General features: G+C 68.9%; 11 protein-coding genes and 1 pseudogene. 3 read left to right on the top strand and 9 right to left on the bottom strand.

Annotated elements, in window-relative coordinates:
- Positions 1-46: 46 nt before the first annotated feature.
- Positions 47-232, top strand: a complete 186-nt coding sequence (locus G6N20_RS03540; RefSeq protein ID WP_083046813.1) for a hypothetical protein — start codon at positions 47-49, stop codon at positions 230-232.
- Between the two features lie 266 nt (positions 233-498).
- On the opposite strand, the gene coaD is transcribed toward G6N20_RS03540, so the two are convergent.
- The 6 genes from coaD to G6N20_RS03510 all read right to left on the bottom strand — a co-directional run bounded on the left by coaD (position 499) and on the right by G6N20_RS03510 (position 7,691).
- The gene (gene coaD, locus G6N20_RS03535) at positions 499-981 is read right to left on the bottom strand and encodes a pantetheine-phosphate adenylyltransferase (RefSeq protein WP_083046812.1); all 483 of its coding nucleotides are present in this window, start codon (positions 979-981) and stop codon (positions 499-501) included.
- An 85-nt stretch (positions 982-1,066) separates the two neighbouring features.
- A complete protein-coding gene (gene rsmD / locus G6N20_RS03530; RefSeq protein WP_083046811.1) occupies positions 1,067-1,633 on the bottom strand; it encodes a 16S rRNA (guanine(966)-N(2))-methyltransferase RsmD in 567 nt (188 codons plus the stop codon).
- 72 nt (positions 1,634-1,705) lie between these two features.
- Positions 1,706-5,089 (bottom strand): pyruvate carboxylase, encoded by a 3,384-nt coding sequence (locus G6N20_RS03525; RefSeq protein ID WP_083046810.1) that lies wholly within the window; start codon positions 5,087-5,089, stop codon positions 1,706-1,708.
- A 12-nt stretch (positions 5,090-5,101) separates the two neighbouring features.
- Positions 5,102-5,728, bottom strand: a complete 627-nt coding sequence (locus G6N20_RS03520) for a vitamin K epoxide reductase family protein (RefSeq protein ID WP_083046809.1) — start codon at positions 5,726-5,728, stop codon at positions 5,102-5,104.
- A gap of 3 nt (positions 5,729-5,731) precedes the next feature.
- Positions 5,732-6,493 (bottom strand): DsbA family protein, encoded by a 762-nt coding sequence (locus G6N20_RS03515; protein WP_083046808.1) that lies wholly within the window; start codon positions 6,491-6,493, stop codon positions 5,732-5,734.
- A gap of 79 nt (positions 6,494-6,572) precedes the next feature.
- Positions 6,573-7,691: an alpha/beta hydrolase gene (locus G6N20_RS03510; protein WP_083046807.1), complete on the bottom strand. Its 1,119-nt coding sequence runs from the start codon at positions 7,689-7,691 to the stop codon at positions 6,573-6,575.
- Positions 7,692-7,960: 269 nt separating this feature from the next.
- Here G6N20_RS03510 and G6N20_RS03505 point away from each other — a divergent pair.
- Positions 7,961-8,158, top strand: a pseudogene (locus G6N20_RS03505) (aldo/keto reductase); the annotation flags it as partial.
- 5 nt (positions 8,159-8,163) lie between these two features.
- Complete coding sequence (locus tag G6N20_RS03500) at positions 8,164-9,009, top strand: aldo/keto reductase (protein ID WP_083046838.1); 846 nt, start codon at positions 8,164-8,166, stop codon at positions 9,007-9,009.
- Positions 9,010-9,023: 14 nt separating this feature from the next.
- On the opposite strand, the gene G6N20_RS03495 is transcribed toward G6N20_RS03500, so the two are convergent.
- Genes G6N20_RS03495 through G6N20_RS03485 form a run of 3 tightly spaced genes read right to left on the bottom strand, consistent with a single transcriptional unit; the run spans position 9,024 to position 13,611 of the window.
- Entirely contained in the window at positions 9,024-9,737 is a 714-nt protein-coding gene (locus G6N20_RS03495; RefSeq protein WP_083046806.1) for an HNH endonuclease family protein, read from the bottom strand.
- A complete protein-coding gene (gene recG / locus G6N20_RS03490; RefSeq protein ID WP_083046805.1) occupies positions 9,734-11,953 on the bottom strand; it encodes an ATP-dependent DNA helicase RecG in 2,220 nt (739 codons plus the stop codon). Before recG ends, G6N20_RS03495 begins: the two co-directional genes overlap by 4 nt.
- A 2-nt stretch (positions 11,954-11,955) precedes the next feature.
- Positions 11,956-13,611, bottom strand: coding sequence for a DAK2 domain-containing protein (locus G6N20_RS03485; RefSeq protein ID WP_083046804.1), 1,656 nt, complete (start codon positions 13,609-13,611; stop codon positions 11,956-11,958).
- Positions 13,612-13,904 lie beyond the last annotated feature (293 nt).

Genomic DNA, 13,904 nt, shown 5'->3' with positions numbered 1-13,904 from the left:
ACGGCAACCGCCGCCACCCGAAGCAACGATGCAAAGAGAGGTTCCCATGTTCACCACCCGGATCCGCGCCCTCGCCGGCATGTCTCTGCTGGCCTCGGCGATCGGCCTGACCGCCCTCGGCGCCTCCGTGGGCACCGCCAACGCGGCCCCGGCGCACCAGCCCGAGTACGGCACCTACACCTGCTACGACTACGCCACGCAGACGTTCTACGAGTGCTTTGACCCGAGCTAGCCGGTCTCGCTGGCAAGTTCGTCGTGAGTGGGTACGCGAGTGACCCCGCGTGCGGCCGCTGCTGGCGACCCGGTGCGCACGGTGCATGTTCCCTGTTGTCTCATTCGCCTCGCGCGTGTCGGCACGGCAGGGATGCACGTGGGGCAGATGAGGAAGGTGCAACGCCTCGGGCATGCTGCCGCAACACCCAGACCCGACGAACCCACCGGCGAGATTAGTCGCAGTGGCCGGCAATCAACGTACCTCCATGCTGGAACTCGGTTCGTTCACGTTCGGCGGGTAAGCCGGTCACGCAACCGCCGGTTCACCGGTTCGGGCAGCAGATCCGACACGTCCCCGCCCAGCGTCGCGACCTCTTTGGCCAGCGACGACGACACGAACGAATAGCGCGGCGTGGTCGCCACAAAAAAGGTGTCCACGCCGGCGATGTGCTTGTTCATCTGCGCCATCTGCAGCTCGTATTCGAAGTCGGTGCCGGTGCGCAAACCCTTGATGATCGCGGTCATCCCGCGGGACCTGACGAAGTCGACCACCAGCCCCTGCCCGGCCTCCACCCGCAGGTTGGGCAGATGCGTGGTCGACTCCTCGATCATCGCGATCCGCTCGTCGAGATCAAACATGCCCTTCTTGGCGGGGTTGACCAGGACCGCGACCACCACCTCGTCGAACTGAGCTGCGGCGCGTTCGAAAACGTCGACGTGGCCCAACGTCACCGGGTCGAACGATCCCGGGCACACCGCGCCGCTCATGCTCGCCGCTCCTCCCCATCGCTTCGTCCCCCGCAAGCGGGCGGTACCCCATCTGCATCGTCGCCGGCGGTCATCAGCGATGACGCTACACGGTGTTTCCGAGCCGTTCAGCCAGCTCCAGGCGGGTGTCGCCGTAGCCGCGCACGGGCCACACCGACCAGCCGGACGGCCACATCAATCGCGCAGCGCCCGCGGCCCGCTCCACGACCGCGACGGTGCCCTCCCGTGCCCAGCCGTGGATGCTCAGCGCGGCCAGCAAGGCCTCGATTTCGGCCGCGCCGACGTCATAGGGCGGGTCGGCCAGCACCAGGTCGACCGGCCCCGGGGCACCTGCGGCCACCACGGCTGCCACCGCACCCCGCCGCACCGTCGCACCTGCCAGACCCAGGGCCCGCAGGTTACGTGCGATCACCGCCGCGGCCCGTGGATCGGATTCCACGAACAACGCCGACGCGGCTCCGCGCGACAGCGCCTCCAGCCCCAGCGCACCCGACCCGGCGTAGAGATCCAGCACCGCCAGGCCGGTCAGATCGCGCCGGGCGGTCACGATGTTGAACAGCGACTCGCGCACCCGATCCGTGGTCGGCCTGGTCCCCCGCGGCGGCACGGCGATGCGCCGGCCCCCAGCGACGCCGCCGATGATCCTGGTCATCTGCGCTCCTCTCCCCCGCAGGCGGGTGGTGCCCCCACATCGCTTTTGTGCTCTGCATCGTCGCCGGCGCGGTCAGCTCACCACCAGCAGCAGGTCTCCGCCCTCCACCTGGGCGGTGTCGGACACCGCCACCCGCGCCACGGTGCCGTCGGTGGGGGCGGTGATCGGGGCCTCCATCTTCATCGCCTCGATGGTGGCGATGGTCTGGCCGGCGCTGACCTGATCACCGGCGGACACGCTCACGGTGACCACCCCGGCGAAGGGCGCGGCGATGTGCCCGGGATTGCCGCGGTCGGCCTTCTCGGCGGCCGGAACCGCGCTGGCGATGCTGCGGTCGCGCACCAGCACCGGCCGCAGCTGGCCGTTGATGATGCACATCACCGTCCGCATGCCCCGTTCGTCGGGTTCGGAGATGGCCTCCAGCCCGATCAACAGCTCCACCCCGCGCTCCAGCTTCACCCGGTGCTCCTCACCCTGCCGCAGGCCGTAGAAGAACTGGTTGGCCGACAATTGCGAGGTGTCGCCGTAGATCTCCCGGTGCTCTTCGAATTCCTTTGTGGCGCCGGGGAATAACAAGCGGTTCAGGGTGGCTTGGCGTTTCGGCCCGGGTGCGGCCAGGGCCGCCTGGTCGTCCTGGCTCAGCCGTGGAGCGGGCCTGGCCGGGGGGCGGCCGGCCAGCGCCGCGCCGCGCAGCGGCTCGGGCCACCCGCCGGGCGGGTCACCCAACTCCCCGCGCAGGAACCCCAGCACCGATTCCGGGATATCGAATCGCGCTGGGTCGGAGGCGAACTCGTCTGCGCTCACACCCGCACCGACCAGCGCTAGCGCCAGATCCCCGACCACCTTCGACGACGGGGTGACCTTGATCAGCCGGCCCAGCACCCGGTCGGCACCGGCGTAGGCCTCTTCGATCTCCTCGAACCGGTCCCCCAGCCCCAGCGCGATTGCCTGCTGGCGCAGATTCGACAGTTGACCACCGGGAATCTCATGGCGATAGACCCGCCCCGTCGGCCCTGGCAGGCCAGATTCGAAGGGCGCGTAGACCTTTCGCAGCGCCTCCCAGTAGGGCTCCAGCGCGCATACCGCCGACAGCGACAAGCCGGTGTCGAACTCGGTGTGCGCGGCGGCGGCCACGATCGAACTCAGCGCGGGCTGGCTGGTGGTTCCGGCCATCGGCGCGGCGGCGCCATCGACGGCGTCGGCGCCGGCCTGCCACGCGGCCACGTAGCTGGCCAGCTGACCACCCGGTGTGTCGTGGGTGTGCACGTGCACGGGCAGGTCGAAACGACTGCGCAACGCGGTGACCAGCGCGTGTGCGGCCGGTGGCCGCAACAGTCCGGCCATGTCCTTGATCGCCAACACATGCGCGCCGGCGTCCACAATCCGCTCGGCCAGCTGCAGGTAGTAGTCCAGCGTGTACAAACGCTCACCCGGGTCGGACAGGTCGCCGGTGTAGCACATCGCGACTTCGGCTATCGCGCAACCCGTTTCACGTACCGCGTCGATCGCCGGGCGCATGGAGTCAAGGTTGTTCAGCGCGTCGAAGATTCGGAAGATGTCGATGCCGGTGGCCGTCGCCTCTTCGACGAACGCCGAGGTGACCACCTCGGGATACGGCGTGTAGCCCACGGTGTTTCGGCCCCGCAGCAGCATTTGCAGGCAGACATTGGGCATCGCTTCTCGCAGCGCGGCCAGCCGCTCCCAGGGATCCTCCTTGAGGAAGCGCAGCGCCACGTCGTAGGTCGCACCGCCCCAGCACTCCACCGAGAGCAGCTGCGGTGTGGTCCGGGCCAGGTACGGCGCCACCATCAACAACCCGCTGGTGCGCACTCGGGTGGCCAGCAGCGACTGGTGCGCGTCCCGAAACGTCGTGTCGGTGACGCCGACCCCAGTCGACTCGCGCAACCAACGCGCGAAACCCTCCGGCCCCAACGCGGTCAGCCGTTGCTTGGACCCCGGCGGCGGCGGGGCGCCCAGATCGACGTCGGGCAGCTTGTCCTGCGGGTACACCCTCGACGGCCGGGTGCCGTGCGGTTTGTTGACGGTGACATCGGCCAGGTAGTTGAGGATCTTGGTGCCGCGGTCGGCCGAGGTTCGTGCGGTCAGCAGCTGGGGCCGCTCGTCGATGAACGACGTGGTGACGCGGCCGGCCCGAAAGTCCGGATCGTCCAAAACCGCTTGCAGGAAGGGAATATTCGTCGACACCCCGCGAATCCGGAACTCCGCGATCGCCCGGCGGGCCCGGCCCACCGCGGTAGCCAAGTCACGGCCCCGACAGGTCAGCTTGACCAGCATGGAATCGAAGTGCGCGCTGACCTCCGCGCCCAGGTTCGTGCTGCCGTCCAGGCGGATGCCCGCGCCTCCGGGGCTGCGGTAAGCGCTGATCCGGCCGGTGTCGGGCCGGAAGCCATTGGCCGGATCCTCGGTGGTGATCCGGCACTGCAGCGCGGCGCCGTGCGGCACGACGGCATCCTGCGTCAGACCCAGATCGTCGAGTGTCTCTCCGGCGGCGATGCGCAGCTGGCTGGCCACCAGGTCGATGTCGGTGATCTCCTCGGTCACCGTGTGTTCCACCTGAATCCGCGGGTTCATCTCGATGAAGACGTACTCCCCGTTGGCGTCCAATAGGAACTCGACGGTGCCGGCGCAGCTGTACCCGATGTGGCGGGCGAAGGCGACCGCGTCGGCGCAGATCCGGCTGCGCAGCTCGGCGGGCAGGTTGGGTGCCGGCGCCAGTTCGATGACCTTCTGGTGGCGACGCTGCACGCTGCAGTCGCGCTCGTAGAGGTGGATCACGTTGCCGTGGGTGTCGGCCAGAATCTGCACCTCGATGTGGCGTGGCCGCTGCACGGCCTGTTCGAGGTAGACGTTGGGGTCCCCGAACGCGGACGCGGCCTCCCGGCTGGCGGCTTCGACCGCGTCGGGCAGCGCGGCGAGGTCGCTGACACGGCGCATGCCGCGGCCCCCGCCGCCGGCGACGGCCTTGACGAACAGCGGAAATCGCAGGTCCGACGCGGCCGCCAGCAGTTCTTCGGCCGAGGCCGACGGCGGTGACGATAGCAGCACGGGCAAGCCGGCGTCGCGGGCGGCGGCAACGGCCCGGGACTTATTGCCGGTCAGCTCAAGCACTTCGGCGCTGGGGCCGACAAAGGTGATGCCCGCCGCCGCGCAGGCCGCGGCCAAATCCGGGTTCTCCGACAAGAACCCGTAACCGGGGTAGATGGCGTCCGCGCCCGCGCGGCGAGCCGTTTCGACGATCTCGTCGACACCGAGGTACGCGCGCACCGGGTGACCGATCTCGCCGATCTGGTAAGACTCGTCGGCCTTGAGGCGATGCTGCGAATTGCGGTCCTCGTAGGGGTAGACGGCCACCGTGCCCACACCCAGTTCGTAGGCGGCGCGAAACGCCCGGATCGCGATTTCCCCGCGATTGGCCACCAATACCTTGGAGATCACTCTTGAGCCCTCTCAAACAAGTGTCGACCAATAGTCCCAGAAGCGGACCATGATCAGCAGAAACACCGCGGTGAACCAGAACGTGGCGATCGACCATCGCCATTGGTGGACCAGCCGCCCCGCGGCCTTATCCGGCGCGGGGTGAAACGCGATGGAGGCGACCACCACCAGCAGCGAGATGGTCGCCACCCACACCACCATGCAGTATGGGCACAGCGCGCCGATGCGGTAGAGGCTCTGGAAGATCAGCCAGTGCACGAACGCCGCACCCGCCACGATCCCCAATGTCAGGCCGATCCAATACCACCGCGGCAGAGCAACTTTCGTCACCGCCAACACGCCCGTTACCACCACCACGGTGAACCCCGCGATGCCGATAACCGGATTGGGGAAACCCAGCAGCGACGCCTGCGGGGTCATCATCACCGAGCCGCACGACAGGATGGGGTTGATGTTGCACGTCGGCACATACGACGAGTCGAGCAGCAGCTCGATCTTCTCCACCGTCAATGTCACCGAGGCAAGCAGGCCGATCACACCGGCGATCAGCACCCACCACGCGCTGGGCGCGGGCACCCGCAGGTCATCAGCCACCGCCGGTGCCGGGTCTCCGGGGTGCCCTGCGGGTTGAGCCGACACGGGTCAGGATGTCGCGGAGACCGCGGCCGAGTCAATGCCCGCCACAGTGCCGACGATCTCTTTGATCTTGGCGACCAGCGCCTCCGGCGTCGACCACTCGTATTCGACACCGTTGATCTTGATCGTCGGGGTGGCATGCACATTGGCGGCCGCGGCCAACCCGTCGACCATCGCGATGTGCTTCCCGCTGTTGATGCAGTCCGGCACGGTGCCCACCACGCCCGCTTCGCGCGCGATTTCGATCAACCGCGCGTTGTCCGGGAAGGAGGTGCCGGTCTCGGCGGGTTGGATGCCCGGGCTGTACAAGGCGCCGTGAAACCGGCGGAACGCGTCGATCGACTCGTCGGCGACGCAATAGGCCGCCGCGGCGGCTCGCGACGAATAGTTCTGATTCCGTGGGCTGTCGAGAATGGCCACCATCGAGTAATCGGCCGCGATGGCGCCGATGTCGATGAGCTTGGACACGGTCGGCCCGAAACCGCGCTCAAAATTGCCGCACGCCGGGCACAGGAAGTCCTCGTATAGGGACACCACCGCCTTGGGGTTGCTGGTTCCGGGTTGGGTGACCAGGTTGCTCGAGGTCACCCGGATCGCCTCGCCCCGCCCCGGGGCGCCGCCCTTCTTGTGGTGCGACGTCACGATGTAGAAGACCAGCGCGACGGCGAACAGCACGACGACCGCGGTGCCACCGATCTGCAGCAGCCGGCCGAAGTTGCCATCGGCGGACTTCAGGTTGATCCGTGGGGGTTTGGGTTTGTCGGCCACGCTGTTCCTCGCATCGCTCGATTTGTCATCCGCAATCAGATAACAGCGCCTAGAGTACCGGCGGGTGGCCGGGCCCAGCTCAGACCCGGCTCAGGTGGGCACGCAGCGCCGAAATCAGCTCGTAGGTGGCCGCCGCGCAGCCGCCCCCCAGCGCAAACAGGTTGAGGAATCCATGCGTGAGCGAACCCAGGTAGCGCAGGTCAACCGCCGTTCCGGCGGCGCGCAGCGCCGTCGCGTACTGCTGACCCTCGTCGCGCAACGGGTCGAACCCGGCGACGGCGACCAGCGCCGGCGCCAGACCGGTGAACGACGCGGCCAGCAACGGCGACACCCGCGAATCGGTGGGCTCGATGCCCGAACCCTTCAGGTACTGCCCATGGAACCAGTCGATGTCCCGTCTGGTCAGCAGGAAACCCCGGGCGAACAGGCTGAGCGAGCGGGTCTGCGCGGTGAAGTCGGTCCGCGGGTAGATCAGCCACTGCAGCACCGGGGCCGGGCCGCCTTTGTCGCGGGCCAATTGGGACACGACCGCCGCCAGGTTGCCACCGGCACTGTCGCCGCCGACCGCCACCTTCCCGGGGATCGCACCCAGTTCGGCGGCGTGCGCATGGGCCCACTCAAAGGCCGCCACGGCGTCGTCGATCGCGGCCGGGGCCCGATGCTCGGGCGCCAGCCGGTAGTCGATCGACACCACGTGGATGCCGGCGTCGCGGCAGGTCAACCGGCACACCGCGTCGTGGGTGTCCAGGTCGCCGATCACCCAGCCACCCCCGTGGTAGAAGACCAGCAACGGCGCGGCCGCGTCGCCGGGCGGGCGGTAGTGCCGGGCCGGGATCTCGCCGCCCGGTCCGGGTATCGATAGGTCGCTCACCTCCACGTGAATCTGCGGACCCGGCAACCGCAGGCACGTCTCGCGCATCTGGGCGCGGGAGGCGGTCGGGTCGTCGTCGATGACCAGTCCGTCGATGCCGACGGCCCGCATACCCAACAGCATCAGCTGCAGCGTGGGGTCAAGCGTATTGCCGTCGATGATGACCCGGCGACCGCGGGTGATGACCCGCTTGGCGGCGTCCGGAATCCGTGGAATGACTTTGACGCCAACGGCGGCAACGCCGTTGTGGATGCTCCTCGTCCAGCCGATCGGTAGCCGGGTTACTCCGAGGTGGAGATCCGGCGGGCCTGGCGGGCTCTTGGCCATGGGCAACTCCTAAAGAAAAGCTCGGTCACGTTAGCGAAATTCGATCCCCGCGGGCTCGGACTCTATCCGGATCGAGCCGGCCGATACCGAGCAGGCCGCAGCTACCGCGCCGCGCGTCGGTTACCGGCCGACCGACACCGCCGCCGCCCACGCGAGACCGGGCGAGCGGTAGCCGCTGCGACGTCCCCGCGACCAACGGTGCGCGGTGGCCTCATCGACCAATCCCGACCGGGGTGACGGCGCCGCGAACGAGGCCGCGCTCGGCAAAGGCACACGGTCGCGGTCGGACACCTGCCCAGGTGTTGACCGGTTCGCATGGTCAACTCGGTAATATCGTGATCCCCAAGTCGGTGAACCCCACACGGATTGCGAGCAAACTTCGACGTGTTCGACTTCGAACTCAACGCTCGGATGACGGAACCCGGCTTGGTCCAAATCCGAGAACCTTCAGTTTCACAGGCAGGTGAAAACGATGCCGGGCGCCCCTAGCCCCTCAATACCTTCGATAGCCCTCAACGACGAGAACACGATGCCCGTGCTCGGCCTCGGCGTCGCCGAACTGTCGGACGACGAGACCGAACGTGCGGTTTCGGCCGCGCTCGAGATGGGCTGCCGGCTCATCGACACCGCCGCGGCCTACGGCAACGAGGCCGCCGTGGGGCGCGCGATTGCGGCCTCCGGCATACCCCGCGCCGAGCTCTTCGTGACCACCAAGCTGGCCACCCCGGACCACGGTTTCAGCAGGGCGCAGGTGGCCTGTCAGGAGAGCTTGCAGCGGCTGGGCCTGGATTACGTCGACCTCTACCTCATTCACTGGCCGGCCCCGACGGTGGGCAAATACGTGGACGCCTGGGGCGGAATGATCCAATCCCGCGGCGAAGGACATGCCCGTTCGATCGGCGTGTCCAATTTCACCGAAGAGCACCTGTCGATGGTCATCGACCTCACCTTCGTCACACCGGCGGTCAATCAGATCGAACTGCACCCGCTGCTCAACCAGGACGAGATGCGCAAAGCCAACGCACGCCACAGCGTCATCACGCAGGCCTACACCCCGCTCGTTCTCGGCAAGCTGATGGACAACCCCACGGTGACCTCGGTCGCCGCCGAATACGGCAAGACACCCGCGCAGGTCCTGCTGCGCTGGAACCTGCAACTGGGCAACGCGGTCGTCTTCCGCTCGGCCAAGGCCGAGCACATCGCCAGCAACCTCGACGTGTTCGGTTTCGAGCTGGCCGCCGAGCACATGGCGGCGATCAACGCGCTCAACGACGGCACCCGGGTGCGCGAAGACCCGCTGACCTACGCGGGGACGTAGGTTCGTCCGGGCACCTACCCGGTCGGGCAGCTGGCCGCGGCCTGACGCAGCGCGCCAGCCGACGCCTGGTCCACCGGCAACGCGTAACCGCGCACCACGGCGATGAACGCCATGGCGTATTGACACGCAAACGCGGCGTTCGGCGGCATCCAGTCGGCCGGCGGCGAATCACCCTTGTCCTGGTTGGCCTGCCCCTGCACGGCCAGCAGGTTGGCCGGGTCGTTGGCGAACCGCAGCCGCTGGGAGTCCGGCCAGCCGTAGGCACCCATGTCCCAGGCATAGGACAGCGCGACGATGTGGTCGATCTGCACCGACTGGCCGACCTGGGCGCCACGCTGAAAGACGACGATGGCGTTGGTGTACGGGTCGTGCAGCGTGCCGCTGGCCACCGCATTCGGACACCGCTTGGTCGCGACGTAGGTCTTGTTGACGAGGTCGCGGTTGAGGATGTCGTCGCGCGTGTCGCACCCGTTGTGCCCGCCCGGCGCGTCGTTGTTGTCGTCCCACGGTTCGCCGAACGCCGACCTGCGGTAGTCGTAGCGGTGGATGCGCGCCGGCAGCACCGCGATGCCCGCCAACACGTCGGCACCGGGCTGCACCGTCGGCACATCGGCCCGGGCGGCCAGACGGTCGCCGCGGCGGCCCGGCGAGGACCCCCACGTCTGATAGGCGACCACCACCGCCAGCACCGCGGCAGCGGCCAGCCACAGCAGCGTCGCGCGTCTCACAGCTTGTCCAGGTAGTCGATGCGGTCGGTGTCGATGAACCGCGCCGCCAACACCCCCAGCACCGGGTGCGCGGGTGCGTCCAGGTAGGCGCGGGTGCAGAAGTCCCGGGCGGCCTCGATGAACACCTGGTGCTCGGCCAGCGATAGCAGGCGCAGGGTGACCGCCTTGCCGGACTGGTTGCGGCCCAACACATCTCCCTCCCGGCGCTCCTTGAGGTCCAGGTCGGCCAGCGCAAACCCGTCCATGGTCTGGGCCACCGCGCACAGCCGTCGGCCGGCCGGTGACCCCGGCGGCACCCAGCTGGCCAGCAGGCACAGGCTCGGATGCTCGCCGCGCCCGATGCGCCCACGCAGCTGATGCAACTGGCTGATGCCGAACCGGTCGGCGTCCATCACCAACATGATGGTGGCATTGGGAACGTCGACGCCCACCTCGATGACGGTGGTGCACACCAGCACATCGACCGCACCGGCCCGGAACGCCGCCATCGCGGCCTCCTTCTGGTCGGTCGACAGCCGGCCGTGCATGAGCCCCAGCCGCAGCTTGGCCAGCTCGCCGGAGCGCAAGCGGGCGAACAGGCCCTCGGCCGTCTCTGCCGGCCTGGCCCCGGTCGGACCTGCTCCCGGGTCATCGGTCTCGTCGATCCGGGGCGCCACCACATAGGCCTGACGACCGGCGGCGACCTCCTCGATGATGCGCTGCCAGGCACGGTCGAGCCAGCTGGGCTTGTCCTTGACGAAGATGACGTTGGTGGTGATCGGCTGGCGTCCGCACGGGAGTTCGCGCAGCGTCGAGGTCTCCAGGTCGCCGTAGACGGTGAGCGCCACGGTGCGCGGTATCGGGGTCGCGGTCATCACCAGCAGGTGCGGCGTGATGCCGGCACCAGCCTTGGCGCGCAATTGATCTCGTTGCTCGACACCGAACCGGTGCTGCTCGTCGACCACCACCATGCCCAGGTTGTGAAACTCCACCGCATCCTGCAGCAGCGCGTGGGTGCCGATGACGATGCCGGCCTGACCGTCGGCGATCTCGGCGCGGGCCTGCTTCTTTTGCGCCGCCGTCATCGACCCGGTCAGCAGCGCCACCCGGGTGGCATCGTCGGCCCCGCCCAGCTGTCCACCCATCCCCAACGGGCCCAGCACGTCGCGGATCGATAGCAGATGTTGGGCGGCAAGGACTTCCGTCGGCGCCAGCAGCGCGCACTGATAGCCGGCGTCCACCATCTGCAGCATGGCCAGCACCGCCACGATCGTCTTGCCCGACCCCACCTCGCCTTGCAGCAGGCGGTTCATCGGGCGGGTGGCCGCGATCCCATCGGACAGCACGCCAAGCACCTCGCGCTGGCCCGCCGTCAGCTCGAACGGCAACCGCCGCAGCAGCGTGGCCGCCAGACCATCCGACCGCGGCGGCGCCGGTGGCCCCGATTCCGACAGCTCGCTGTGCCGGCGGGCCACCAGCGCCCACTGCAGGCCGACGGCTTCGTCGAATGTCAGCCTCCGGCGGGCACGCTCACGTTCGGACTCGGTTTCGGCGAGGTGGATGGCGCGCAGTGCGGCGTCTTCGGAGATCAGGCCGAGTTCGTCGCGTAACTGCGCCGGCACCGGATCATCCACCGGGTCAAGGACGTCGAGCACCTGGCGAACGCAGGCGAAGATGTCCCAGCTCTGCATCTTCGTGCTGGCCGGATAGATTGGGAAGAACCGCCGTTCGAACTCCGACAGCAACACCTCACCGCTGGTGGCCTGGGAGGCTTCGGCGATGCGTTTCAGCGACCTGGTGCCGCGGTTCCTGCCGTCCGGCGAGTCGAGGATGAGAAACGCCGGATGCGTCAGATGCAGCCTCTCCCGGAAGTATTCGACCTCCCCGGAAAGCATCACCCTGGTGCCGGTGGTGAGGTCTTTCTTGATGAAGTTCGCGTTGAAGAACGTCGCGGTCACCCGGCTGCGGCCGGAGCCGACGGTGAGCAGCAGGTATTCCTTCTTGGTGTCCTTCTTCATCGGTTTGGCCAGCGCACCGGTGATCCTGTCGACGACGGTGATGTGCTCACCGGCGGGGGGCCGCTCGCCGTCGTCGCCGCGCACCGCCGCGCCCTCGGTGTAGTCACGCGGGTAGTGCCGCAGCAGGTCATCCACCGTTTTGATGCCGAAGATCTCGTCGAGGTTGCGGGCGGCCTTGGCACCGAGGATGTCATCGAGCCGATCGCTGAGCGACACCACGGCTACTCGACCCCGATCAGCAGCGCGTCGCCACGGTGTCCGGTGCGGTAGGTGACCAGCTCGGTTCCCGGATGACGGTCGTGCACGTGCATTTCCAGGACTTCGGCGATGTCGTCGGTGACGCCGGCGCCCACCAGCACCGTCACCAGGTCGCCGCCGGAGGCCAGCAGCCGATCCAACAGGCCGATCGCCGCCGCGGCCACCCCGGCAGCCACGATCAGGACCTCGTCGCCGGCGATGCCCAGGCCGTCGCCCGGCTCACAGGCGCCGGCCCAGGTCAATGCCTTTTCGGTGGCGATGCGCACCGATCCGTGCCGGGTGGCGCCGGCGGCGCGGGCCATGGTGTAGCCGTCGTCGACGGCCTGCCGGTCGGGATCGTGCACCGCCAGCGCGGCCAACCCCTGAACCATCGACCCGGTCGGAACGGGCACCACCTCGACTCCCCACCCGATGGCCGCGGTGCACCCGGCCACCAGCTCCTCGGCGGCCACGTACCCGTTGGGCAGCACCATCACCTGCGCGGCGCCGGTGTCGACCACCGCCCGCACCAGTTGATGGGCGCCGATATCGGCCGCCGGTGCCGCCGCGTCCGGGCTGGGCCGCAGCACGCACGCGCCCTCCCCCGCGAACAGCTCGGCGGCGCCGTCGCCGTCGACGACGGCCAGCACGGCACGTTCCCGAGTCCAGCCGCCCGCGGGCAGCCCACCGCCAGCGGAGTTCAGCGCGGAGATGACGATCCGGCTCGGGCGCCCCGCCGCCAATCCAGCCTCCACGGCGGCGCCGGCGTCGTCGGTATGCACGTGCACCGAGTAGCTGTGCGACGCGGCCGCCGCGATGGCCACCGAATCCCCTAACTCACCGAGCCGATCGCGCAGCCTGCCGGCCGCTGCCGCGTCGCAGCCGGCCAGCAGGTACATCACCTCGAATTGCGGGGTGGGGCGTTGGGTGGCCACGGTCGCCGGTGACCCGCGCGGCGACGGTTCGTAGACCGTCCGGGCGGGTACCTGTCCGGTGATCGTCGAGCGCAGCGCGTCCAGCAGCACCAGCAGGCCCCGTCCGCCGGCGTCGACGGCGCCGGCGTCGGCGAGCACGTCGAGTTGCTCGGGAGTCTTCTCCAGCGCGACCACGGCCGCGTCCCCGGCGGCGGTGATCGCCCCGGCCAGCCCCTCGCCGCCGGTGGCGCACTGCTCGACGGCGCCGGCGGCGGCCCGCAGCACCGACACGATGGTTCCCGGGATCTCTTCGCCGCCCATCGAGGTGATGACCAAATCGACGCCGCGCCACAACGCGGCCCCCAGCACGGCGGCGTCGATGGTGGGAAGGACACCGCCCGCGTCGGCCGCCGCGCTCGCGGTCACGTCGGAGATGCCTCGCAGGATCTGGGACAGGATCACGCCGGAGTTGCCGCGGGCCCCGTTGAGGGCGCCGGCTGACAACGCGGCCGCGACCCCGGCGACATCGTCCGGCCAGTCCCCCGAGTTGGCCTCGGCCAAGGCGGAGCGCATGGTGAACAGCATGTTGGCGCCGGTGTCGGCGTCGGCGACCGGGAACACGTTGAGCCGGTTGATCTCGTCGACGTGCACGATCAGGTCGCTGACGACGGCGTGTGCCCAGTCCCGCAGGGCCGGGGCGTCCAGCTCACGTTCCGGCGTGCTCACCCCACCTCCTCTGCGTGGAATCGGTGCCGGCGGTTGAACTAGTCCGGTCGACAGTGATGACCCGCTGCGCCCGGCTTCGCCGCGCTTGCGATCATCACAGAGCCGACGATGATGACCCGCTGCGCCCGGCTTCGCCGCGCTTGCGATCATCACAGAGCCTAGCCAGCCGGGCCGACAGCGCGCGTCAGGGCGCGTCCGGGAGCGGTTGTTCGTTTTGGTGCTCGCCGCCACGGCGGTTATCCTGGGCTGTCGCGGCCGGCCAGGTCGCCGGACCCCAGCACAAGACTTTCGAG

The organism is Mycobacterium shinjukuense (assembly GCF_010730055.1).
Classification (GTDB): Bacteria; Actinomycetota; Actinomycetes; order Mycobacteriales; family Mycobacteriaceae; genus Mycobacterium; species Mycobacterium shinjukuense.
The sequence above is the reverse complement of the archived record's forward strand: the minus strand, read 5'-3'. Positions and strand labels throughout refer to the sequence as shown.